The 23,386-nt window shown below is 67.3% G+C and carries 17 protein-coding genes and 3 pseudogenes; 11 read left to right on the top strand and 9 right to left on the bottom strand.

Annotated features, from left to right (window positions below; all coding sequences use genetic code 11):
* Positions 1 to 200: 200 nt before the first annotated feature.
* A pseudogene (locus N0A20_RS13280) lies at positions 201 to 686 on the bottom strand (SDR family NAD(P)-dependent oxidoreductase); the annotation flags it as partial.
* A 99-nt stretch (positions 687 to 785) separates the two neighbouring features.
* Here N0A20_RS13280 and N0A20_RS13285 point away from each other — a divergent pair.
* Together N0A20_RS13285 and N0A20_RS13290 are read left to right on the top strand one after the other, a co-directional pair.
* Positions 786 to 1,263, top strand: a pseudogene (locus N0A20_RS13285) (cupin domain-containing protein); the annotation flags it as partial.
* Between the two features lie 135 nt (positions 1,264 to 1,398).
* Positions 1,399 to 1,683 carry a helix-turn-helix transcriptional regulator gene (locus N0A20_RS13290; RefSeq protein WP_260583915.1) on the top strand — a complete coding sequence of 95 codons (285 nt, stop codon included), beginning with the start codon at positions 1,399 to 1,401 and terminating at the stop codon, positions 1,681 to 1,683.
* Positions 1,684 to 1,819: 136 nt separating this feature from the next.
* Here the strand turns inward: N0A20_RS13290 and N0A20_RS13295 are convergent, their stop codons facing one another.
* The 8 genes and pseudogenes from N0A20_RS13295 to N0A20_RS13330 all read right to left on the bottom strand — a co-directional run bounded on the left by N0A20_RS13295 (position 1,820) and on the right by N0A20_RS13330 (position 12,315).
* Positions 1,820 to 1,954, bottom strand: a complete 135-nt coding sequence (locus tag N0A20_RS13295) for a hypothetical protein (RefSeq protein ID WP_260580833.1) — start codon at positions 1,952 to 1,954, stop codon at positions 1,820 to 1,822.
* A 92-nt stretch (positions 1,955 to 2,046) separates the two neighbouring features.
* Positions 2,047 to 3,630, bottom strand: coding sequence for an alkyl hydroperoxide reductase subunit F (gene ahpF / locus N0A20_RS13300; protein ID WP_260580834.1), 1,584 nt, complete (start codon positions 3,628 to 3,630; stop codon positions 2,047 to 2,049).
* A gap of 244 nt (positions 3,631 to 3,874) precedes the next feature.
* A pseudogene (gene ahpC / locus N0A20_RS13305) lies at positions 3,875 to 4,440 on the bottom strand (alkyl hydroperoxide reductase subunit C).
* Positions 4,441 to 4,530: 90 nt separating this feature from the next.
* On the bottom strand, positions 4,531 to 5,793 hold the full coding sequence (locus tag N0A20_RS13310; RefSeq protein ID WP_260580835.1) for a PP2C family serine/threonine-protein phosphatase: 1,263 nt from the start codon (positions 5,791 to 5,793) through the stop codon (positions 4,531 to 4,533).
* 19 nt (positions 5,794 to 5,812) lie between these two features.
* Positions 5,813 to 6,253 (bottom strand): FHA domain-containing protein, encoded by a 441-nt coding sequence (locus N0A20_RS13315; protein WP_260580837.1) that lies wholly within the window; start codon positions 6,251 to 6,253, stop codon positions 5,813 to 5,815.
* 114 nt (positions 6,254 to 6,367) lie between these two features.
* Positions 6,368 to 8,941 (bottom strand): trypsin-like peptidase domain-containing protein, encoded by a 2,574-nt coding sequence (locus N0A20_RS13320; RefSeq protein ID WP_260580838.1) that lies wholly within the window; start codon positions 8,939 to 8,941, stop codon positions 6,368 to 6,370.
* Positions 8,942 to 8,945: 4 nt separating this feature from the next.
* Positions 8,946 to 11,054, bottom strand: a complete 2,109-nt coding sequence (locus tag N0A20_RS13325) for a serine/threonine-protein kinase (RefSeq protein WP_260580840.1) — start codon at positions 11,052 to 11,054, stop codon at positions 8,946 to 8,948.
* Between the two features lie 37 nt (positions 11,055 to 11,091).
* The gene (locus N0A20_RS13330) at positions 11,092 to 12,315 is read right to left on the bottom strand and encodes a toll/interleukin-1 receptor domain-containing protein (protein WP_260580841.1); all 1,224 of its coding nucleotides are present in this window, start codon (positions 12,313 to 12,315) and stop codon (positions 11,092 to 11,094) included.
* Between the two features lie 150 nt (positions 12,316 to 12,465).
* Here N0A20_RS13330 and N0A20_RS13335 point away from each other — a divergent pair, with 150 nt between their 5' ends.
* From N0A20_RS13335 to N0A20_RS13375, 9 genes are all read left to right on the top strand, one after another.
* On the top strand, positions 12,466 to 13,467 hold the full coding sequence (locus tag N0A20_RS13335) for a hypothetical protein (RefSeq protein WP_260580842.1): 1,002 nt from the start codon (positions 12,466 to 12,468) through the stop codon (positions 13,465 to 13,467).
* Positions 13,468 to 13,924: 457 nt separating this feature from the next.
* Positions 13,925 to 15,736: a hypothetical protein gene (locus N0A20_RS13340; RefSeq protein WP_260580843.1), complete on the top strand. Its 1,812-nt coding sequence runs from the start codon at positions 13,925 to 13,927 to the stop codon at positions 15,734 to 15,736.
* Between the two features lie 170 nt (positions 15,737 to 15,906).
* A complete protein-coding gene (locus tag N0A20_RS13345; protein WP_260580844.1) occupies positions 15,907 to 17,166 on the top strand; it encodes a tyrosine-type recombinase/integrase in 1,260 nt (419 codons plus the stop codon).
* A gap of 218 nt (positions 17,167 to 17,384) precedes the next feature.
* Positions 17,385 to 17,660: a helix-turn-helix transcriptional regulator gene (locus tag N0A20_RS13350; RefSeq protein WP_260580846.1), complete on the top strand. Its 276-nt coding sequence runs from the start codon at positions 17,385 to 17,387 to the stop codon at positions 17,658 to 17,660.
* Complete coding sequence (locus N0A20_RS13355; protein ID WP_260580848.1) at positions 17,657 to 17,986, top strand: hypothetical protein; 330 nt, start codon at positions 17,657 to 17,659, stop codon at positions 17,984 to 17,986. Before N0A20_RS13350 ends, N0A20_RS13355 begins: the two co-directional genes overlap by 4 nt.
* On the top strand, positions 17,979 to 20,291 hold the full coding sequence (locus tag N0A20_RS13360) for a phage/plasmid primase, P4 family (RefSeq protein ID WP_260580849.1): 2,313 nt from the start codon (positions 17,979 to 17,981) through the stop codon (positions 20,289 to 20,291). Before N0A20_RS13355 ends, N0A20_RS13360 begins: the two co-directional genes overlap by 8 nt.
* A gap of 379 nt (positions 20,292 to 20,670) precedes the next feature.
* Positions 20,671 to 21,165: a hypothetical protein gene (locus N0A20_RS13365; RefSeq protein WP_260580850.1), complete on the top strand. Its 495-nt coding sequence runs from the start codon at positions 20,671 to 20,673 to the stop codon at positions 21,163 to 21,165.
* A complete protein-coding gene (locus N0A20_RS13370; RefSeq protein WP_260580851.1) occupies positions 21,158 to 22,543 on the top strand; it encodes a phage terminase large subunit in 1,386 nt (461 codons plus the stop codon). Before N0A20_RS13365 ends, N0A20_RS13370 begins: the two co-directional genes overlap by 8 nt.
* A gap of 14 nt (positions 22,544 to 22,557) precedes the next feature.
* Complete coding sequence (locus N0A20_RS13375) at positions 22,558 to 23,385, top strand: hypothetical protein (protein ID WP_260580852.1); 828 nt, start codon at positions 22,558 to 22,560, stop codon at positions 23,383 to 23,385.
* Position 23,386: the final 1 nt, after the last annotated feature.

The raw sequence follows: 23,386 nt of genomic DNA on the forward strand, positions 1-23,386 counted from the left end.
CTTTCGTCGTGGACCGCCGCCCATACGGCCTCCGCGACATCGGCTTCGGTCGTGAACAGCGCCGGTTCGGCCATGCCCGCCAGGATCGGCGCGGCGTAGCCGGCATAGGGTTCGGGCAGCACATCCTGAAGCCGGATGTCGGTGTTCTGAGAAAAGGCGGTCGTCGGGCCATAGCCGGGCTCGACGAGCTTCACCGCGATGCCGAGCGGCGCCAGCTCGTGCGCGAGGCTGCCGGTGAAGCCCTGGATCGCACTCTTGCTTCCCGTATAGGCGGCGGCGAGCGGGAAAGGCGCGAGGGTCGCCGAGGAGGTGATATTGACGATCGTGCCCGACCCGCGTTCGCGCATCTGCGGGATCACCGCCTGCGTCATCGCGATCGTGCCGAGCGTGTTGGTCGCATAGACCGAGCGGATCTTCGCCATCGGCGAATGTTCGAGCGCGCCGAACAGGCCGATGCCGGCATTGTTGACGAGCACGTCGACCGGCCCCGCCGCGGCGATCGCGGCGGCGATGCTGGCGTCGTCGGTGACGTCGAGGGGGAGGAGGCGGAGAGTTTCGGAAGGTGCAAAAGGTGCCGCGGAGGGGGTGCGCATGGTGGCAATGACGGTCCAGCCGCGGGCGTGGAAATGGCGGGCAGTTTCAAGGCCATAGCCCGACGAGCAGCCGGTGATGAGGATGGTTTTCATGGGGTCGGTTCCTTTCGGGTTGCGATGAAAAGCCTCTAGACCCGCGCCATCGGACTATCTATAATTAATCATCCATATTTCTTTATAGATCGTCCCGATATGCTCGATCCCCTGTCCGATATCATCGCGCTGCTGCGGCCGCGCACCGTCTTTGCCAAGGGGATCAGCGGCGCGGGGGCGTGGGCGGTGCGCTACGGCGATTTTGGGCATCCGGGCTTTTGCGCGGTGCTGGAGGGGGCGTGCCGGCTGCGTGTCGAAGGCGCGGAGGCGATCCGCATCGAGGCGGGCGATTTCGTCTTCCTGCCCGCGACGCCGGGCTTCACCATCGCGGGGTTCGAGCCCGCGGTGCCGGTCTTCATCGACCCCAAGCTCGCCCCCGCGCCGGCTGGAGGAGGTGCGCCACGGCCGCGCCGACGGTCCGCCCGACGTGCGCATGATGGGCGGCTATTTCCAGTTCGATTCGCCCGATGCCGACCTGCTCGTCGCGCAATTGCCCGCGGTGATCCACCTGCGCGGCGCGGCGCGGCTCGCGGCGCTGGTCGCGATGATCCGCGAGGAGGCGGGCGGCGACGCCGCGGGGCGCGACCTGGTGCTCGGGCGGCTGGTCGAGATACTAATCGTCGAGGCGCTGCGCGCGGTGGGCGGCGACGACGCGCCGCCGGGGCTGCTGCGCGGCCTCGGCGATCCACGGCTGGCGGCGGCGATCCGGCGCATGCATGCCGAGCCAGCGCATCCGTGGACGACCGCCGAGCTGGCGAAGGAGGCCGCGCTGTCGCGATCGGCCTTTTTCGACCGCTTCGCGCGCATCGTCGGGGTGCCGCCGATGGAATATCTGCTCGGCTGGCGGATGAGCCTGGCGAAGGACCTGCTGCGCCGCGGCACGGGGCGGATCGAGGAGATTGCGCTGCGCGTCGGTTACGGGTCGGCGAGCGCGTTCAGTACGGCCTTCGCGCGGCAGGTGGGGGTGCCGCCGAAGCGGTTCGCGACGGCGGGTTAGCGCGTGATCGACCTTGAATGAAGCACAGGCGTGTCCCCGCGAAGGCGGGGACCCATCTCCCGCCGGTTCAATCCGGCACGGGTAGGAGATGGGCTCCCGACTTCGCGGGAGCACAGGCTTTTTAACTCGAAGTCGATCACGATCCAGGCGCGCCTTGGGTCGGCTTCTTCGGCTTGCGCGCCGCTTCCTCGCGCAGGCGATTCTCGCGCTCGGCCAGTTCCTCGAAGCGGCAGAGCGGGATCGGTGGGGGCGGGTTTTTCCTGTCGGCCATGCACAACCTCGTCACCCCGGACTTGACCCGGGGGCTGCCCGATCCTGAAGACAAGGCGGGTCCCGGGTCAAGCCCGGGATGACGACGGTGGATTACGCCGCCTCGGCTTCCGCTTCGGCGGGCAGGCGGATCATGTAGTCGAACGCCGACAGCGCCGCCTTCGACCCCTCCCCCATCGCGATCACGATCTGCTTGTAGGGCACTGTGGTGCAGTCGCCCGCCGCGAAGATGCCGGCGTGGCTCGTCTCGCCGCGATGGTCGACCTCGATCTCGCCGTGGCGCGACAGGTTGACCGCGTCCTTCAGCCATTCGGTGTTGGGAACGAGGCCGATCTGGACGAAGATGCCCTCGAGCTCGATCTGGTGATCGGCGTCCCTGTTGCGGTCCTTGTAGGCAAGGCCCGTGACCTTCTCGCCATCGCCGAGCACTTCGGTGGTCAGCGCCGAGGTGATGATCTTGACGTTGGGCAGGCTCGCCAGTTTCCGTTGAAGCACCGCGTCGGCGCGAAGCTGGCTGTCGAACTCGATCAGCGTGACATGTGCGACGAGGTCGGCGAGGTCGATCGCCGCCTCGACGCCGCTGTTGCCGCCGCCGATCACCGCGACGCGCTTGCCCTTGTAGAGCGGGCCGTCGCAATGCGGGCAGTAGGCGACGCCCTTGTTGCGATACGCATCCTCGCCCGGCACGCCGAGCTGGCGCCAGCGCGCGCCGGTCGAGAGGATCACGGTGCGGCTCTTGAGCGACGCGCCGTTCGCCAGCACGACCTCGTGCAGGCCGCCATCTTGCCTGGCGGGGATCAGTTTCTCGGCGCGCTGCAGGTTCATGACGTCGACATCATAATCCTTCACATGCTGCTCCAATTGCGCAACGAGCTTCGGCCCTTCGGTGTGCGGGACCGAGATGAAATTCTCGATCGCCATCGTGTCGAGCACCTGCCCGCCGAAGCGCTCGGCGGCGATGCCGGTCCGGATACCCTTGCGCGCGGCGTAGATGGCGGCCGCGGCGCCCGCGGGACCGCCGCCCACGACGAGCACGTCGAACGCATCCTTGGCCGCGATCTTTTCGGCCGCCTTGGCTTCGGCGCCGCTGTCGAGCTTGGCGAGGATCTGTTCCAGTTCCATGCGGCCCTGGCCGAAAGTCTCGCCGTTGAGGAAGATGGCCGGCACCGCCATGATCTTGCGATCCTCGACCTCGGCCTGGAACAGGCCGCCGTCGATCGCGGTGTGGGTGATGCGCGGATTGACAACGCTCATCAGGTTGAGCGCCTGCACGATGTCGGGGCAATTCTGGCACGACAGCGAGAAATAGGTTTCGAAACGATAGTCGCCGTCGAGCGCGCGCACCTGTTCGAGCACCTCCGGCGCGACCTTCGGCGGGTGGCCCCCGACCTGGAGCAGCGCGAGGACGAGCGAGGTGAATTCATGCCCCATCGGGATGCCCGCGAAACGCACCGCGATTTCGGGGTGGCCGGTGCGGCGGATCAGGAAGCTGGGGCGGCGCGCGTCATCGTCGGCCTGAACCACGCCGACCTTGTCCGACAGCGCGGCGATATCGTCGAGCAGGGTCGCCAGCTCGGCCGACTTGGCGCCGTCGTCCAATGACGAGACGAGTTCGATCGGTTCACGAAGGTTCGTGAGAAGGCCTTGAAGCTGCTGCTTCAGATTGGCGTCGAGCATGGGGAGAGCTCCTGCGAGAGGGAGAGAGAGACACCGTGGGGTTGCGGTCGTGCCGCCGCCCCTCCGGCAATACGCGGTCAAAATTGAACGGGATGACTTGATACCGCACCCGCCACCCTCACCCTTCCCACCGGCTTCGCCGGCGGGCCCCTTCCCTCTCCCGCCGGGAGAGGGAGGGAGGCGCGAAGCGCCGGAAGGGTGAGGGCAGGTAGCGCGATCAACCTCACGCCATCCCGCCCGAAGCTCAGATCTTGCCGACGAGGTCGAGCGAGGGAGCGAGGGTTTCGGCGCCCTCTTCCCACTTCGCGGGGCAGACTTCTCCCGGGTGGCTCACCCAATATTGCAGCGCCTTGATCTTGCGCAGCAGCTCGGCGGCGTTGCGGCCCACACCCTCGGGGGTGATTTCGAGCAGCTGGATTTCGCCATTGGGATCGAGCACGAAGGTGCCGCGGTCGGCGAGGCCGACGCCCGGACGCAGAACCTCGAAATTGTTCGAGATCACATGGTTCTGGTCGCCGACCATATAGTAATTGATCTTGCCGATCGCCGCAGCGAGGTGTCGTGCCAGGCCTTGTGGCAGAAATGCGTGTCGGTCGACACGGCATAAACCTCGACGTCCATCTTCTGGAGCGTCGGATAGATGTCGGCGAGGTCTTCGAGTTCGGTCGGGCAGACGAAGGTGAAGTCGGCCGGATAGAAGAAGAAGACCGCCCATTTGCCCTTCACGTCGGCGTCGCTGATGTCGACGAACTTGCCGTCCTTGTAGGCGGTCGCGTTGAAGGGTTTGAGCGTGGTGTTCAGAACGGACATGGAGAGCCTTCCTTTGTTGTTGGAGCCCTCCCCTAACCACCTATGTTGCAGTGCGACAATTGGAAAAATGCGGTCCTGTGATCGCTTTTATCAATAAATCGGCCCCAGCTTGTTCTGGACCGGCGGCTCTTCGGCGTCGGGCTTTTTCGCAGGCTCGGGTCCGGCGGGATCGGGCTTGGCGGCTGCGGCCTTGGGCGCCGGCTTTTGCGGCCCTTCGGGCGACGGAAAGGGGGACAGTTTGGCGACGCCGACCGCAGCGGGCGAGACTTTACCGGTTTCGGGCGCCGATTTCGCCGCGGCCGACGCTTCGGGCTTGCGCGCCGCCGCCGGCCTGACCGGTACCAGATCGTCATAGCCGGGCCGCCGCGGCGAGCCTTCGGCATCGGGGTCGCCGAGCGCGGCGGTTTCCGCTGCCGTCTCTCCGGTTTCGGCTGCCTTCGCCGGTTCCGCATCGGCTCCCGGCATTCCGAGGCCGCGGAAGGCGATCCACGCCGCCGCCGCCAGCAATACCCCCAGGAGCAGCGCGCCCCAGCCGAAGAGCCGCCCGCGCCGCCCGCGCGGCCGGCCCGCCGCAAGCGGCGGAGGAGGCGGAGGCGGGTCGATGACCACCACCGCGAGGCTGCAGTTATCCTGGTCGGGCTGCGCGCGCGCCTCGACCAGGTCGAGCATCCGCGCGACGATCGCCCCCGCGTCGCGGCCCGCGACCGCGACGGCATCGACGATCTGCGCCTCGTCGAGGGTCAGCACGCCGTCGCTGGCGAGGATCAGCACCTCGCCCCCCGCGAGGGTGCGGCCGCCGTCGTCGACGAGCGCGATCGATTTGCCCGTCATCGCCGAGCGCAGCGCCGATCGCTGCGGATGGTCGCGCGCTTCCTCGATCGTCATCTCGCCGCGGCCGATCGCGGCGTCGATCAGCGGCGCCATGCTGTGGTCGGCGTTGACGCGTTCGAGCCCCGCGGGGCCGAGGCAGAAAAAGGGGCTGTCGCCGACGCTGATATAGTGAAGCTCGCGCCCGTCGAGCGCCGCCGCGACCAGCGTGCAGCCCATGTCGGACAGCGCCGGATGGGTGCGCGCATGTTCGCCGATCGCGCGATTGGCGGCGAGCAGCGCATGGCGCAAGACGTCGGGATAATTGTCCCACGCGCCGCTTTCGCACACGCCGAGGAAGCCGTTGACCGCGAGCGTCGCCGCCACCGCGCCGCCGCTGTGCCCGCCCATGCCGTCGGCGATGACGAACAGCCGCGCGGCGCCGCCGCCCGACAGGCGGGCGACGCCCTCGGCCAGCATGTCCTGCTGCTCGGCGCGGCGCCCGACGATCTGTTCGAGGGCGCTGCTCTGGATCGCGGAGCTCATTGCGGCGTGGTCCGGCGGGTCAGCCCTCCCAGCTCCACGCGGGTCCGCACAGCGCGACGAAGCGCAATTCGGTCGAGCCGACCTTGATCGCCGCGCCATCGGTCAGCGCGATCGGGCTGAGCAAAGGCTGTTCGCCGACATAGACGAGGTTGGTGCCGCGCCCGGGGACGAGGTGGAACAGCTTGTGCTGGCTGTCATAGGCGATGCGGAAATGATCGTCGGACGAGATCTGGTCGTCGCCGAAATCGAGGACGATGCGGTTGCCGCCGCCGCGCCCGACGATATTCATGCCGAAACCCAGTTCGAGCGAACGGCCACGGCCCGGCCCCCCGGTGACGACGAGCCAGCCGACGACCGGCCCCTTGTCGGCATCGGGCGCCGCGCCCGCCGCGGGCGCCGGCGGCGCCGCCTCCTCGTCGGGGCGTACGAGCCGCGTCGCGCCGGCTGGCGGCGGGCGCACCGACCAGCGTCGTGCCCTTGGGCCGCTGCGGGCGGCCGGGTTCTTCAATCAAGGTCGTACCCATATGCTTTGCCTTTCGTTGCGGCGGCGCCCCCGCAGGAGCGCTGACCGGGATCAGAGGATCGAGACTTTGAGGTCGATGTCGGCGAGCGAGATGGTGTCGCCGTTGACCAGCGCCTGCGGGCTGTGCGGTTCGAGCTTCTTGCCGCCGACGCTCGTGCCGTTGAGCGACTTGTTGTCCTCGATGGTGAAATTCTTGCCGTCATAGCCGAAGCGCGCGTGGAGACGCGACACCTTGTGATCGCTGCGATTGTCGGGGATCTTGGCATCGGCATTGGTGCCGACACCGAGCACCACCGGCTTCGCCGCGAGCGCGCTCGCTTCGAACCGCAGGTCGATCGGCTCGCCCGCCGGGCCGCGCCCGTTGAGCCGCAGTTCGGCCTCCTTGGTCGTCCCGCCCGCGCGCGTGTCCTGGATCAGCACCGTGCCGGCTTCGGGTTCGGGCAGCACTTCGCTGACCGGACGGCTCGCCACCGCGGCGGGCGCCGGAGCAGGAGCGGGTGTGGGGGCCGGGGCCGGAGTCGGAACCGGCGTATAGTCGGTGGTCGGTTTCTTGCGCGTCAGCATATAGATGCCGAAGGCCGCGATGATCAGGCCGAGCGCGAGCAGCGCGAGCAGCGGGCCCTTGTCGGAGAGGTCGAAACCGCCGACCGAGCTGGGAGGAGTCTCCTTCGTCGCCGGCGTGTCGGTCACCTTCGTCGGTGTGGTCGCCGCCGTTGTTGCCGCCGTTGTAGCGCTGCCCGGGGTGCAGGTGCTCTGCGCGGGCGGAGCCGCCACCTTGATGCTGTAGGTGTTCGCCGCCGAATAGATTTCGTCCGCCTTCAGCGCGTTGATGCTCGTCGCGCCGGGCAGGACGAGCAGCTGGCGGCGCGGCAGCGGCGCCATGCCGCTCTTCATGCTGATGCCGATCGCACGGCCGCAGGCATCGACCACCGGCGAGCCTTCGAAGCCCGGCAGCATCGGCGCGTCGAGTTCGAACTGGTTGACGTTGGCACGCGCCTCGGTGCTGATCGGCCCGCGATATTCGCGCCCGATCGAACCGCGCTTGATCGTCGAATCGGCGGCCTGCTTCGTCTCGGCCTCGTCGGCCGCGCGGTTGTAGCCCGCGGCCCAGACCGATCCGCCGACCTTCGGCGCCGCGAGCGCCAGCGGGATCGCGGCCGCCTGGATATCCTTCACCTCGAGGAAGGCGAGGTTGCGTTCCTTGTCGTCGGCGACGATGCTGGCGTCGAGCGCCTTGCCGGTCTTCGGCTCGCGCACGACGATCGACGTCGATCCTTCGACGATGTTGAGCGGGGCGACGATCACCGCCGCGCCGGCGCGGTTGACCTTGTCCGACGCGACGAGCACCCAGCCGGTGCCGCTGCGGCCGGTCGATTTCGCCTCGACGCGCACCGTCGCGTCGACCACGGAGGTCAGGTCGGGATCGGCCTGCGCCATCACCGGCGCGGGGGCCGACAGCAGCAGCGCCGAGGCCAGGATGGCGGCGGCGGGCAGGCGCCCGCCAATGCGAAACTTCATCATGCTCTTTTCCCCTTGGTCGTCACATAGCTGTTGAAGGCGAGGCTGCGGGCGCCGCTGCACCCGGTGCCGCCGCCCTGTTTGCCGCCGCATGGCGGCGGTGAAGCTCTTGCACGCGGTCGGCGCGCGCACCGTGCGCACCTCGGCGGTGCGGACCGCGGGCGCCAGCGTGGTGCCCGATTTGGGCGCCGCCTTGGTCGCGGGCTTGGCGACCGGGCGCGGCTTGGTCGTCGTGACCGCCACGCGCTGCGGCTTGTTCAGGTTGGTCGACAGATATTGGGTCGCGGCATAGCCGACGATCTCGTAGACCCCGTCGGGCTGGCGCTCGGCGACATAGGTCCACTGGCCGTCGAGCGTCGAGCCGAAGGTGCGCACGATGTCGTTGGGCTCGAAGCCGCCGACGATATTGTCGTTCGACGAACTGTCGGGCGTCGAGCGCAGCCTGAGCGAGGTCGTGACGCGCATATAGCGGTCGTTGACCAAGATATTGTTGTCGGCGAGCATGACGTCGGGGCCGGTGCGGACCTGGTGATCGACCTGTTCGGTCGTCACCTCGCCCTTCATCAGCGCGACGGTCTGCCCCGATTCGCGGGCGTCGAAGGTCGATTCGGCGACGTCGTCGCGGAGCAGATAGTCGTTGTCGACATAGTCCGACATTTCCTCCTGGTCGCGCTTCGACAATATTTCGCCGAGGCCGTAGCCGACCGCGCAGCCGATCGCCGCGCCCGCCAGGATTTCGCCCGTGCTCTTCTTCTTGCCGCCGAGCAGCAGCGCGCCGAGCACGCCGACGACGGCGCCGCCCGCGCAATTGGCGAGGCCGTTCGACTTCTTCTTGGGCCGCGCCGCGCGTTCGGCGGCCTTGCGCTGCTTCTCCTCCTCCTTGGCGAGGCGCTTCGCTTCCTTCTCGGCGGCCTTTTGCGCCTTTTTCTCCGCGGCGATCCGCGCCTTCGCCTCCTTGGGGGTTTCGGCGACGGGGGCGACATCGGTGGCCGCCTGGACCATGACCGCCATCGGGGCGGCGGGGGCCGCCGCCTGCAACGCGGTCGACGAGAGCAGCAGCGCCGCGAGCGCGGCATATCCTCCGGTTCGATACAGTCGGGTCGCCATCAGTCTATCCTTCCCTTGTTCCATCATCCCACCAGCTGCAGCTGACCGCCAGCGACAATGTATCCGCGGTCGGCGCGTCGACGTTGACGACGAAGCCGCTGCCGTCGGGGCGCATCGCGAGCCCCGCCGCCGCGCCGCCGAAGCCCGCCGCATCGGTTTCGATACCGTCCCACAAAAGATCGCCGCTCGGCCCGATCTGCGACAGGCGCGGCTTGGGCGGGTCGCCCGCACGGCCCGCGACATAGAGGCGCGGTCCCGAATCCCCGACGACGGCGAGCCCGCGCGCCGAACCGGGGGCGCCGGGATAGTCCCAGCGCGCCCACAGCTTCTTGCCCTCGCCGTCGATGCGCATCAGCAGCTGGCGATAGGTTTCGACATTGCCGTCGGGGCTGGTGCGGCCGCAGACATAGACGTCGCCCCCCGCCTCGATCACGTCGATGCCATTGGCATAGCCCATGCCGCTTTCGGACACGCGCCACAGCTCCTCGCCCGAGATGCTGACCTTGGCGACCCACAGCCCGGCGACGTCGCGCGCCGCGCCGTCGATCGTGCGCGTGTCGAGCCGGAGGCCGAGTACCGCGAGCGCGCCGTCGGACAGGCGCGCGATCCGCTGCACCGAATCACCGCGCCGGTCGAGCAAGGTCTGGTCCGATTTCAGCGTGCCGTCGGCGCCGAGGAAAAGCAGCTTGGCGGTGCCGCTGCTGTCGGGGCCTTCCAGCCCCGCGATCAGCCCGTCGCCGTCGACGATCAGCGAGCTGATCGAGCCGGGGTCGAAGGTCTTGACCCATTCGAGCTTCAGATCCTTGCTCAGCTTGAGCAGGATCGCCGAATCGGGGGTTTCGCCGCCGACGAACACCCCGCCGTCGGGCGCCACCACGACGCCGTGACCGCGCGATCCGGGGACCGGGTGAACATAGTCGATGCGTCCCTCGCCCTTGTCGTCGAGGCGGGTCACCGACAAGGCGTCGTTGCCGTCGCCGCCCACCGCGTGCGCGGTGACATAGACCGCGTCGCCCGACGCGGCGATGCCGGGATAAGGCTCGCTCGACAAGGGACCGACCGCCTTGGTCCAGCTGCGGCTCAGCCCGCTCGCCGAGCCGCTGATGCTCGAATCGCGGCCGATGAGCACCGCCGCCGCGGCGCCGGCGATGACGACGCCGCCACCCATCAGCAACAAGGCGCGGCGATTGATCGGCGGCCCGCCGCGCTCGACGATCACCACCTCGGGTTCGGGCCGGTCGACCGCGTCGAGCGACGGCATCGCTTTCCGCCAGTCAGCGATCGAGGCCGGGCGGTCGGCGACCTTCAGTTCGAGGCCCCAGTCGATCGCCTTGGCGATGTCGGGCGCGAGCCCCGGCGCGACCGTCGCGATCGGCGCCAGTTCCTCGCCCGCGTGGCGCGCCGCCGACGGCGGCGGGATTTCGCCCGAGAGCAGGAAATGCGCGGTCGCGGCGAGCGCATAGATGTCGCTCGCCTCGCTCTGCACATTCTTGCTGCTATATTGTTCGGGGGGCGAGAAACCGTCGGTGACGAGCGCGCTGAACCCCGCCTTCGCCTGCATCGACAGGTCGCGCGCGGCGCCGAAGTCGATCAGCACCGGCCCGCGCTTTTCGAGCACGATGTTCGCGGGCTTGATGTCGCGGTGAAGGATGCCGATCGCGTGCACCGCCTGCATGCCGTCGAGGATCTGGCCAAAGATGCTGAGGAATTGCGGTACGTCGAGCGGCCCGTCGCGTTCGACCACGGTTTCCAGATTCTCGCCGCCCAGCAGCTCCATGATGATGTAGCTGGTGCCGTTGATATCGGGAATGATGCGCAGCACGCGCACGATGTTCGGATGGTTGAACTGCGCCAGCGTGCGCGCCTCTTCCGAAAAGCGGTCGAGGCCCCAGGCAAAGGTCGGCGCGGTTTCGGCGTTGCGCGAGCTGATCGTGCCGCCGGTCTGGCGCCTCGCATATTGGACCGGCATATATTCCTTGATCGCGACGCCGCGATTGAGCTGCTGGTCGTGACCGAGATAGGTCACGCCGAAGCTGCCCGACCCCAGCACCTTGTCGATGCGATAGTCCGCGATCACGTCGCCCGGATGGAGGGTATCGTCGCTGTCGGTCATGGACGGCCAATATCCTGCGAAAGGCAGCGGGACGGGATCATCTTCTCTCCTCTTGCATGGCGGAGTTCGCCTCGTCGACGGCATCGGCCGCCGCCGCGGCGGCGGCGCTTTCCGCGCCGAGGCGTTCGTCGATCGTGTCGTTGACGAAAGCCTTCGCCGCCGCTTCCTGCTCGGCCTGCGCCTGCTCGTCCGCGAGGCGCTGCCGTTCGGCGGCGAGCCATTGTTCGGTCTGGTAATCGAGCTCGGCCTGGGCGCCGCGCGCCGTGGTCTTGCCATCGACCTCGCGCAATTTGCCGGTTGCCGGATCGATCGTGGCGGGTCCAGCGGGCGCCGCATGCGCCGCGATCTCGGCAGGTTTGGGCGCCGGGCTGAAAAATTCCTGTCCCGGGGCGATCGTCGCGACGACCAGCAGCGCCGCCGACACCAGCGACGCCAGGGTGCGCGGGCCAGCCCCGCTGGGCGCGGCGCGCGCGCGGACCTGCGCCGCATGGAAGCTGCGCAGCAGGTCGGCGCCGAAGAAGCCGAACAGCAGCGCCGCGCCCAGCCAGCCGGCGAGCAGCATCGCGACCGCGCCGCCGGTGCCCGCGAGCAGCCCCATCGTCCAGACGAGCAGCGCGACGACCGCCGCCGCCGCCATGCCGAGCCCGACCATGCCGCGCACGAACGGCCAGGCGAGCCCGCCGATGAAGGCCTCGGTGAGCCAGGCGGTGCGGCCGCCGCGCGCGTCCATGGCGGTCCATAATTTGGCGAATACCGGGCCGTCGGCGCCGACCCGCGCCGCGAGGTCGGCATAGGGCTGCAGCGGCGGGATCGTCGTCCCGCCCGGTGTACGCGTGCCGCGCCCGCGCAGCACGGTGCGCGCGATATCCTGCGCCATGCGGTCGAGCGCCGCGTGGCGCAGCGCGGGCTGGGCATCGACCACATGCGACGAACCGACGAAGAAGCGCAGGCCGCGGTCGAGATTGTCGAGCGTGATGTCGTCGATCTGGACCGGAAAGATCGGCAGGCCGCTGTTATTGAAGGCGAATTCGACCTCGGCCTTCACCGGCCGGGACTTGTTCGAGGCGCGCGAGAGGACGACGACGAAACCGACGGCGCGGTCGATCTCCGCCCCGATGCGGCGCGCCCAGTCCTCCCCCGGAAGCACGTCGCGCGGGGCGATCCAGCACCGGATTCCCTGCCGCTCGACACGGTTGCAGATGTCCATCGCGACCGCATGGTCGGCGTTGCAATGGCTGATGAATACCCGTCCCGAACCCACAGAATTGCGTGCCCCCGCACCTATCTGGGAGAGTGAAGTACCGACAGGCGCGAGCGCGACCCTGTTTGATGCCCGTCGATTCTCTAATCGCTCCTTGAAACAAAAGGCTATGCGAACAGCCGGGCCAAGTAAAGCGCCGGGAATACAATAATGTCCGTCCCGCCCGGCAGGGGAGAAGCGGCCGAGCGGCCCGGCGCGCATCCGCATCTTGCGGCGGCGGGGACCCCATGGCAAGGACCGGTCATGCGCGGCGGGGCGGACAATCACCGGATCATCTTCGACCTGCCGGGCGGGGTGCGCGTGACCGCGTCGGACGACCCCGTGTCGCCCGTGCTGGCGCGCTTCTTCGCCGGTTACGACCGCGCTTTCGTCCTTCCCGACGAACGCGAGGAGCTGGCGGGGTTCGAGGCGTGCCTGGCGATCAACGCCACCCACCGCCACGCCTTTGGCCGCACCCACAGCGAGCTGGTCGCGGTCTTCGAGGATGAAGGCGGAACCCTGCTCGGCGGCGCCAATTTCCTGGCGACCGCGATCGCCCGCGGCCCCGCCCTGCCCCCGGCCGCGATCGCGCTCAACTATGTCTATGTCGAGGAGGCGGCGCGGGGGCGCGGAATGCTCCGCCTCATTCTCGGGGCGGTGCGGCGGCTCGCCCTCGTCGCGCTCGCCCTCGACCCCGACAGCCCGGCGCCGGCGATATTCATCGAACAGAACGACCCGCTGCGGCTGACGCCGGAGGAATATGCCGCCGACACGGCCCATTCGGGCACCGACCAGATCGACCGGCTGGCGATCTGGGCGCGGGTCGGCACGCGCATCGTCGATTTCCCCTATGTCCAGCCCGCGCTGTCGGCGGATCAGGCGGCCGACGACGGGCTGATCTATGCCGCGGTCGATTATCCGGGCGATGCGGTCGACGCCGGCCTGCTCCACGATCATCTGGAGAGTTTCTTCGCCATTTCGGTGCGCAAGGGCGAAAGCGAGCCGCCCGGCGGCGTCGCGGCGGCGCAGGTGACGGCGCTGGCCGCGCGCGGCGCCCCGGTCGCGCTGCTGCCGATGGAGCTGGCGCTCGCCTGGCTGCGCGGCGGGCGGAGTACCGGCGGCTTCGACAGCTTTCGCACGCTGGCGGCAGCGGCGAGCGGCGAGGAGAAATAGGGCGTGGCGGTTCGTGGCGATTGGCAGGATGCCCAGGGTTTCGAAAGCGCGCGGTCGGGAACGCTCTATTGGACGCTGTCGCTCTATGTCGATCCCGACCGCGTCGCGCGCGCCGCGGGCCAGCCGGGACGCCCGCTCACCCACGGCCAGTTCGGCGCCGTCCAGCGCGCGCACCTGCCATCGCAGATGCTGCGCAACGCGATCGACCCGCTGTTCAACGACATCGCCGACCGCGAGGTGCAGGGCGAAGTGCAGGAGCATCTGCTCGCCGCGACGGGACCGCTGCCGGGGACCTTCGCCGACACGCCCGCGGGCTCGGCGCGCGCGGCGCAAGGCCGCCGAAAAGGCGATCCGCCATCACGACCGGCTGACCTTCAAGCTGCCGCCGGCAATCCAATGGTCGACCGAAGGGCTGACCTATCGCGCCGCGCCGCCGGGCCTGGACGACGACCGCGCGGTGCGGCTGCGCCGGTTCTGGCTGGCGCACAACAATGGCGGGCTCAGCTATCATCTGAGCTTCAGTCACCATTATGCATCGCTGCTCGAACCCGGCGACGAGCGCGGCTACGACCCGGCGACCTATTATTTCCTCTCGCTGCTCCAGAAGCTCGCCGCGCCCAAGGAATTCGAGCTCGACGGCGGGCACGGCGGCAGCGTGTCGGTGTTCGACGAGAATCTGGGGATCGCGCCGCTCGACGCAATCCTGGTCAGGAGCGGCCGCGGCAAGGCCGAGCGCTTCTGGCCGTTCGTGAGAAGGCAATTGCTGGCCGACGGCCGCCTGCTGTTCGACCGTATCGCAGAGGTCATAGGCACGGCACCGCGCCCCGACCTGGGCGAGCTGTTGATCGACGAGGTGCCGTTCATCGAGGTGCCCGGCCTCACGGTCCCCAAGTCGCGCTTCATGTTCCTGATTCACGACGAGCGCTTCTTCAAGCGGCTGATGCCGCTCGACCCCGACAGCGGCGAGACGGCGGCGCGCAAGGCGATGGTGCAGGAACCCTGCTACCAGCCCTATCAGGACGAACTGGCACGCCGGGTCGACAGGGCCTCGAAGGGCAATGGCATCGTCCAGCTCGATCCCAAATTCTGGGACTGGGTGGCGGCACGGCCCGACTATCGCGACTGGATCGCCGCGCCGCACCCGCAGCTGCGCCCCGCGGGCGGCGGGACCTTCGCGGACGTCGCGGCGCTCGCGGCGGCGATCCGCAGCGACGGCGCCGAGTGGGTCGAATATGAAACCGATGGCGAGACCATCACCTCGGTCACCCCGCTCGCGAAGATCCCGGCCTTCGAGGCGAACCGGCTCGATTGCCTCGACTATCTGTTCCTTGCCGGGTTCAACCAGAATATCATCGACTTCATGAACCAGGACACGTCGGAAATCCTGGACAGCATCGACCCCATCTATCCCGACAGCGACGAGCAGTCCGACGAACGCTTCTTCGTCCGCTATGCCAACCACCGTGCGATGATCACCTATGTGCCGAAGAGCCGCAGCCTCGAGACGGGGAACGACTATATCGGCACCTGCCCCTATGCCTTTCTGATCCACGCCATGTCGCTGCACAACGAGTTCCTCGCGCGCGGGCACGAGGCGAAGAGCATGGCGCGGATCGAGCGCATCGAATGGCTGATCACCGCGGAGAAGGACCGGCTTCCGCTCGGCGGGGCGGCAAGCGTGCTCGATGCCGACGAGTCGCTGAGCGGCGAAGACGACTACGACCGCGCCGAGATCGCGATCAACCAGGCCAAGCTGGCCGAATATCGCGACTATGAACGCTTCCGCTATGCCAATCCCTTCCGCTACGACACCGAACGCGACGTGTTCGCCAAGCTGGAGGAGCTGCGCGGCATCAAGCGCAAGAAGGACGCGCTGGCGCTGGCCGTCGCCAGCCTCGAGGATCATGCGAACGATCTGCGGCGGCGCCATCAGGCCGACGCCGACAAGGCCGCGGCGCGGCGCGACACCCAGCTCAACATCCTGCTCGGCGGCACCGGCGTGTTCGGCGCCGGGCAGATGATGTACTGGATCGGCGACGATGCGATGAAGGCCGGCAAGCCGGTGACGCTAAGCCTGCTCGGCCTCCGCGAACTGCAGATCGACGGCGCGGGGATCGTCGGCTGGACCGATACGCTGATGTTCTATGCGCTCTTCTTCTTCGTCCCCTTCTTCTTCTATGTGCTGGGGGCGGCGCTGTGGGGCTGGCTCAAGCCTAAATGGAGCGGTTGGCGCGCCCGGCAGGATTCGAACCTGCGACCACCCGCTTAGAAGTCGATTCCCACGGGCACGGCGTAGCCCCCTCTAGCACTGTAAACGATTGTCTGCACCCGCATTCTTGGAGATGAGTCCCCTCGTTCACCCTTTGTACCACTCCCAGCACCCGGTTCGAAAACGGTTCGCTGGCGTGGCGCAGACGGTTCGCAACGAAGGAGCCAAGAATGTCAGGAAACCCACAGCCACGCCGCCTTACCGAAGGCTACATCCGCACTTTGGGCTATTTGGACCGGCCATACACCGTGCGCGACACGGCCGTTACCGGATTGCTCGTCCAGATAAACCAGAAGAGCAAGAGCTATAAGGTCCAGCGTGACCTCTACACCGGGGAGCGCGGCCGCCGTCGCTTCGTCAAGACCGTCCGCCGCACCCTAGGCACCACCGACGAAATCACGCTGGATGATGCCCGGACGCGGGCGCAGGAGTTGATCGCCCAGGTGAAGCGGGGCGAAGACCCCAACGCCCGCCCCGACGACAAGACCGCCAACCCGGACGCCTGGACGGTGCGGCGCATGTACGATGAGTATGCCGCCGACATGCGCGCCCGCGATTGCCGCGAACGGACCATTGAGGATGTGCTGTCCCGGCGCGACCGGCACCTCAAGGCCTGGCTCAATATCCCGATCAGCGAAATCAAGCGCAGCATGGCGCGCGAGCGACACAAGGAGCTGACGCGGGAAAGCGGCAAGCGCGCTGCGAACATGGTGTTCAAGGAGTTCCGCGCGGCCTTCAATCTGGCGATCAAGGCAGCCGACGATCCCGACGCCATCGGCGACAACCCCGTTAAGGCCGTCACCTTCAACAAGGAGCGCGCCAGCAACCGCGTCATCATGCCCGACGACCTGCCGCACTGGTGGGAACGGGTGCAGGCAATCCCCAACCCGATCCGGCGCGATATGCATGTGCTGGGCCTGCTGAGCGGTCTGCGGCCGGGGACGCTGGTATCGCTTCGCCGCGAATGGGTGAACCTCAACGAGCGCGCCATTGTGATCCCGCGCATGAAGTCCGGCCGGTCCTTTGCGCTGCCGTTGTCGGCATACATGGTCGAGCTCGTGAAGCGGGTTATTGCGGCGGGCGACCTTCTCTATCCGGGCTCACCCTGGCTGTTCCCTACCCGCGCCAACAGTAGCCGGGACGTGATTGCCACGCAGGTCTGGAAGGAAAAGACGCTGCCCAGCGAAACCGGCCACATCCTGCGCCACACCTACCGCACCGTCGCGCAGCGGGTGGGCATCGACCGCATCAACGCCCAGCTGATGCTCGACCATGCAGTGCCAGGTATCGACGGTGTATATGTCCATGAAAAGGCGCTGTTTGACGGCTTGCTTGAAACACAAGACAAGATGACCGAGCACTTGTTAGCGCTCTGCATCCCGCAAAGTGCCGAAAAGGGTTGCGAAATGGAAATGGCGACGGCAAGTTAAGCGCCGTCGCCCCTCGGGCGTGTGTAATATCGACCGGCTTTCCGCTCGCGCGGCCCGGTCGAGGGTCTGGCAACCCACACACGACGCACCGCGTAGGACCGGGGAACACGCGACGTGGCCGAACGTCCGAACATTGGGGTGACACCTAAGCGAGCTGCGCAATGTGCGCCGCGCTTGGGCTTCATGTGCCTGACCGGCGCACCGTTTCGGAGCCGGTCATGTCAGATATTGACCCACAACTGCAAATGCTCGCAGAGCAGATTGGCGACCAGGTCGCAATCCGCTTGGTCGAGCGCCTTCGCCGGGGCGAGCTTCCTGTCGCCCCCGAATACCTGACCGCATTTCAGGTTGCCCAGCTTACCGGCTTCACGCCGAAGGGGCTGGAAACCATGCGCGCCAAGCGCATCGGCCCCAAATACATGAAGGTCGGAACCAGCGTCCGCTACCGTGCCACCGACGTGCGGGCATGGATGGACGCGGGAGGTGACGCATGAAGCACCTCCCATACGAAATGGCCGCCCCGGCGGGAACCGGAGCGGACCATATCGAAGCCAACCATCAAGAGGCATCTTCGCGCCCCAACCATCCCCTCGCAATCAGCGAATTGCCTTTCGCTCTCCTTTATGCAGCCGAACGCGCCGCCGAGTTTGCGGAAATCGTGTTCGATATGGACCGCGAATTTGAGGACGGGCTGGAGGACTGGGCAAGCCGTGTGCAGGCGCGTTGTTACGCACCTTACGCCAGTTTGTACCGCTGCCTGCCACCAAGCCTGCCAGATGAAGTGCGTCGCGAGGCCAAGAGGATTTTGGCCCATGGGTGAGGCGCTCTTGCACATGCCCAGCAGGCGCCCGCAGCAAAGCGAAACTCTGGAAGGCTTCGCCAAGCATGACCTGCATCCCGTTCCCTTGGCGCCAGCAAGTAAGAAGTTGCTTCGCCCTGGCAAGATGGCCGACCAGCGCTTTGCCGGAAACGAGCCTGGCGGCATCAACTACGGCATCGTCCTTGGCGATGCGAGTGGCGGCCTTGTCGATGTGGATCTCGACATGGCGGAAGCGCGCCAGCTTGTTGACGCTGTATTCGGCACCGGCACTGTCGCCTTCGGTCGCGCCGGTGCGACCACGCATCTGTTCATCCGGCACAATGGCGCGGCGCCCAAGCAGATGGTGTTCGAGTTCTCTGATAAGGAGGCCGCGCACCGCCTGCTTGGGCTGGAAGCGGGGTCGGATAACAAGTGTCGGGCCATCGAGCTCCGCGCGAGCGCGGGCCAATACACAATGGCGCCGCCCTCGATCCACCCCGACGGCGATTATTTGACCTGGCTGCCCGGCCGCTCCCTTGACGAAATCTCGCTGGACGAGCGCTGGGACTGGGACGAAATCGCGACGAAAGGGCGGCTGCTTGCCTTTCTCGCCGTCGTGCTGCGGCGGTGGCCGCGCGAGGAAGGCTCTGGCCGCCATGACCTAACCTTGGCGCTGACCGGCGCCCTCGTCCGCATGAACCTGGACGATGACGCGGTGGACGATCTTGTCTGGACCGTGCGGCAGGCCGCTGGCGATACACAGCGTCAGGAAGCTCGCCACGCTGGCGATACGCGCGCTAACCTCGATGCCGGAAACGAAGTGACAGGGATGCCTGCCCTGTTCAAGGGGCTCGGCATTTCCGAGCTGCTGGACGATGTGCGCGGCTGGTTCGGCACCACCTCTGGCCGGAAGGGCAAGAGCCCGAACGAACAGCCGTCGCCGCTCGATCTTGCACGGGCGCTGCTCGACGACCGGAAGGAGCCGCTGCTACGGTTTAACGGCGAGTGGCTGACCTATGCCCACGGCGCCTATCGGCAGCGCGAAGATGAAGGAATGCGGGCCGAGGTTTATCGCCAGTTCCCGACCTTCTCCAGCAAGGGTGTTAGCTGCGTGCTCGATGCGCTGCGGAGCTTGGTCTATTCCGATGCGACCAGGCTGACTCCGCCATGCTGGCTGGACGACCGCGCAGGCCCGGACCCGGCTTCGCTCTTGGTCCTGCGTAACGGTGTGCTCGACCTTGAGAATGGCACCCTGTCGCCGCACGATCCGGCGCTGTTTACCCGCAACGCGCTCGACTTCGATTATGAGCCCGACGCGCCCGCGCCCGAACGCTGGTTTGCCTTCCTGCGGGAAATCTGGCCCGGCGCCGACGAAGCCGACTGCCACGATGCGCTGCAACAGATGTTCGGTTATCTGCTGACGCCCGACACAGCGCAGCAAAAGGTTTTTGTGCTGGTCGGGCCGCCGCGTTCCGGCAAGGGCACGATCGGCCGCGTTCTGTTGCGCCTGCTCGGTCGGCACAACGTCTCGTCCCCTACGCTGAGCAGCCTGGCCGAACAATTCGGGTTGCAATGCCTCATCGGCAAACAGCTCGCGCTCGTTTCCGATATGCGGCTCGGCAACCGCACGGACACGGCGAAGGTGGCGGAAACTTTGCTGCGCGTTAGCGGCGAGGACGATTTCTCCGTCCCCCGCAAGCACATGAACGACTGGGCTGGCAGGCTGTCGGCTCGCTTCGTTATCATGTCGAACGAAGCGCCGTCGCTGAACGATCCGTCCGGCGCCCTGATGAGCCGTTACATCGTCTTGCAGATGCGGCAATCGTTCCTTGGCCGCGAGGATCGGAGCCTTGATGTGGCGCTTGCGGCGGAGCTGCCAGGCATCCTTAACTGGGCCATCGAAGGCTGGCGGCGGCTTCGTGCCGAAGGCCGTCTCGCGCAACCGGCGAGCTCGCTGGCGCTGGTGCAGGCGATGGATCGGCTGGCCTCTCCCATTAAGGCCTTTCTGGACGAAGAATGCGAGATGGGCGCCGACTTGTCTGTTGCGAAGGACGATCTCTACCGGCGCTTTAAGCACTGGGCCGAGGACGCCGATTACACCTGGAGGGGCAGCAAGGAGCTGTTCGGCAAGAACCTGCAGGCGGCTGTCGGGCAGCATATTCGCGAAACCCGGCCGAACGTCGGCGGAAAGCGGCAATGGGCATGGGCTGGCATCGGGCTTCGCCCCGGTCCGGGTTACGGCGGCCGGTCCGGGATAGGCCAGGGAGATGACCAATTCGGCGATGGTGGCTTGTTCGCCAGGGGAGACGACGATGTGCCGTTCTGAGGTCTTGGCGCCCTTCGGTCCGGGCAACGGTCTGGGTTCGGTCCGGGTTACGGTCCGAGCAAAACGCATGGATTTCCTAGGGAAGTCCAGGAAGTCCGGGTTGAGCAAACTCTCTGCAGGGGAAACAGAACACTCGAAAGGGAGGGAGAGAACAATAGGTGTAGCTAGTGCAATGCTAAATGCCCGGACCTCCCGGACCGGACGGACCGGCGCCGCTGCATCGGCTTCCCCTGGCATGGGCGTAGTGCCCGCCCACCCCGCGTTCTTGCTCCCTAAAAAAGAGAACCTGATGGCGGATCGCACCCCGAAAACACGTCTTCTGACAGCCCCCACGCTGCTGAGGCTCCCAACCTAGAGCCGTAACCCCATGGAAAAGTGTATGGAACATTTCATGAACATGGAAGTCGAACCGTCTAGCGAACCGCCTACGGGCAAGAAGGGGCGCAAAAGGCCCACCGGCCTGACCGTGCGCGATGCTTCCGGCATCGCCTTGCTGCCCCCGGCCTTGGACATTGTCCGCAACATGGCTCGGCTGGGCCACCCGGTGCCGTCCATCGCCGCCGCCTTGGGTGTGAGCCGGGAGACGCTGAACCAGTGCCGGAAGCGCCAGCCTGAGGTGGACGAGGCCTTTGCCCAGGGCAGGGCGGGACTGGAATTCGAGCTCGCCAGCAGCCTCGTGGAGGCGGCCCGCAAGGGCAACATCGTGGCGGCCATGTTCGCCCTCAAGTCGATGTTCGGCTACCGCGACAATGGCCAGACCGACACCGCCCCCAAGGTCGCGGTGCAGATCAACCTCCCGGCCGCGATGGAGGCCAAGGCCTACGCCGCGATGATCGAAGCCGAGCGCCAGCAGGGGAGCACGGCCGATGAGTAAGCTCACCACCCCGACGCCCTGGCAAGAGCGGGTGCTGGCCATCCCCGAAGACCTGAATATCGCCATGCTTGGTGGCCGTGGCTCCGGCAAGACGACTGCCCTGGCGCTGCTGGCCCTGCGGCACTGCGTCCAGTACGAGGACAAGGCCCGCGTCCTGATCCTGCGCGCCACCTACAAGAGCCTGGCCAACCTCTGGGACGAGCTCGAAGCGCTGTTCCGCGACGCTTTCCCCGGCGGCATCAGCAGCAACCGCGCTGACTTCATCATCCGCTGCCCGAATGGGGCCATCGTCACCCTGGGCAACCTCGGCCACAAGAAGGACGTGGCCAAGTGGCAGGGGCAGGAGGCGAACCTGCTGGCGGTCGACGAGATCACCAACTTCACCACCCTGCGTCACATCAACATGCTACGCGCCAACCTGCGCGGCCCGGCAGGCATCCCGACCCGCATGATCGTACTCGGCAACCCCGGCGGCCCGCTCCACGCCACCATCGCCCGGCTGCACGTCACCGGTCGCATTCCGTGGCGGCCATACGAGCTCGACGATGGCTCCCGCTGGGTGTTTGCGCCCTCGACCTACCTGGACAATCCGACCATCGACACCGAGCGCTACGCCCGGTCGATCATCGCGTCATCTGGCGGTGACCGCGCGCTGGCGGAAGCCTGGCTGAACAATAACTGGGCCGACCTGGCAGGCGCGTTCTTCGCGGACGTGTTTGGCGAGCACTGCATCATTCCCGACAGCACGTTCCGCGTCCCGCGCGGCCCGGTTTCGGAGCACGGCTGGTATAGCTGCGTCGCGCTGGACTGGGGCTGGTCGGCACCGACTGCTGCCATGCTCGCCATCCAGCCGCGCATCCCCGGCCTCATTGAGCCCGGTGGGCAGGTGTTCCCCAAGCATTCGTGGATCATTGTGGATGAGGTCCACAGCGCCCGCGCCGACGATCCGAACGCGGGCAAGGGCTGGCCGCCCCAGATGGTGGCCGAGGAAGTGCTGGCCGCCTGCGAACGCTGGAACGTCCGCCGGTATGGCGTGGGCGATGACGCGCGCGGCCTGCAGAACGACACGCTACTGGAACAGCTCAGCAAATACGGCCTGCAACTGGTCAAACCCCGCAAGGACCGCATTTCCGGCTGGGTGAAGGTGAAGGCCATGATGGCCGCCGCCCGCGATGGCGACCCCGACACGCCAGGCCTCTGGATTTCCGAGCGCTGCCGCTACGCGCTGGAAACCCTGCCGCTCCTCCCCCGCGACGACGTGCGCCTTGAGGACGTAGACACCACGGCCGCCGACCATGCCGCTGACGCCATTCGCTACCTCGTCAATTCCCCCGTGATGCTGGCCAGCCACGGGCGGATTTCCGCTGGCCACTACTGAGAAGGAAGCCAACCATGCCTACCCCCTTTGACGAAAGCACCCCGATCCGCGCCGATGTGCCACTGGGCCTGCATCCTGATAGCCTCATGGGGCTCAGTCAGACCCTCAATGCTGAAGGCACCCTGGGCGTCACCGTCCTGTCTGCCGCACGGGAGGGGTTGCGCCTCTGCTATGACCTGTTCGGCCGGATGAATGAAGCCGAACGGGACTTGCAGGCCATCGCCGATCCGGCCCGCCGTCGCCAGCACCCGGCGGAGGGAAGCGGCCGCACCGAGTACAGCGACAATGTGCGGATGAAGAACGGCAGGCCGACCCGCGTTGTGGATGCAGAGGAGTTCATCGTCGCCGCCGAAAAGGCCTTCGCCCGCGTCAGCCCGGCCATCGACCGGCGGTTGAAGGAGCTGGAAGGCTACCGCGATGCGCTCGCCACCCGCGTTGCCACGGCGCTTGATCACCCGGCGCGCAAGACGCCCGAAGGGCTCGCCCTGGCGGCCGAAGTGCGGGCGCATATCAAGGCCATGAAGAAGCCCGACGAGCGGATGCGGTTCGTGGCGCAGGCCGTCGATGCGGGCGATATCCCGACCGTGGCGGCGGTGCTCCATGCCCAGCCGTTCCTGTCCGGGTTTGACCCCGATACCCATGCGACGCTCCGCGCTCGCGCGGCGGCAAGGTTCGCCCCGGTAGACAGTGCCCAGCTTGCCGCCACCGAAACGGCCTTGGACCGTGTCACCGCGTCGGGAGCGGCGCTGGTGAAGCGTTACGGCGACATTCTGGCCCTGCGGAACGTCCCGGCCGCAAAGGCTGCCAAGAGCCTCAAGGCGCTGGCAGGGGCGGGCCGGTGAC

The organism is Sphingopyxis sp. PET50 (genome assembly GCF_025244705.1).
GTDB lineage: Bacteria > Pseudomonadota > Alphaproteobacteria > Sphingomonadales > Sphingomonadaceae > Sphingopyxis.